The sequence below is a fragment of the Mesorhizobium sp. M7A.F.Ca.US.006.04.2.1 genome (assembly GCF_004022915.1).
Lineage (GTDB): Bacteria > Pseudomonadota > Alphaproteobacteria > Rhizobiales > Rhizobiaceae > Mesorhizobium > Mesorhizobium ciceri.
Genome location: NZ_RZQA01001672.1, coordinates 1 through 413 on the forward strand (window position 1 = coordinate 1; position 413 = coordinate 413).

General features: G+C 67.1%; 1 pseudogene. It reads left to right on the top strand.

Going from position 1 to position 413, the window contains the following annotated elements:
- Positions 1 to 67 precede the first annotated feature (67 nt).
- Positions 68 to 413 (top strand): annotated as a pseudogene (gene nadE / locus EN925_RS39335) (NAD(+) synthase); the annotation flags it as partial.

Sequence of the window (413 nt, forward strand, 5' to 3'; positions counted from 1 at the left end):
AGTTGCCGAAGACCGATACCGGAAAGGTCAGCCGAAGGCTGGCGGCCGAAACGTTGGGGACTGCAGAATGAACCTCTCCCTCGCCCCGAGCCGTCCCGCCTTCTCGGCCGACGCGCTGACGCTCGACAACGCAGCGGAAACCGATCGCATCGTCGCCGGGTTGCGCGAGCAGCTACGCGGCATGCGCAAGCGCGGGCTCGTGCTCGGCCTCTCTGGCGGCATCGATTCCAGCGTCTCGGTCGCGCTCGCCGCCCGCGCCGTCGGCGCTAAGAACGTCTTCTGCCTGTTCATGCCGGAAAGCGACTCCGATCCCGACAGCCTCCGCCTCGGCCGGCTGGCCGCCGAAACCTTTGGCGTCGAAGCGATCGTGGAGGATATCGGCCCGACGCTGCACGCGATGGGTTGTTATCAGC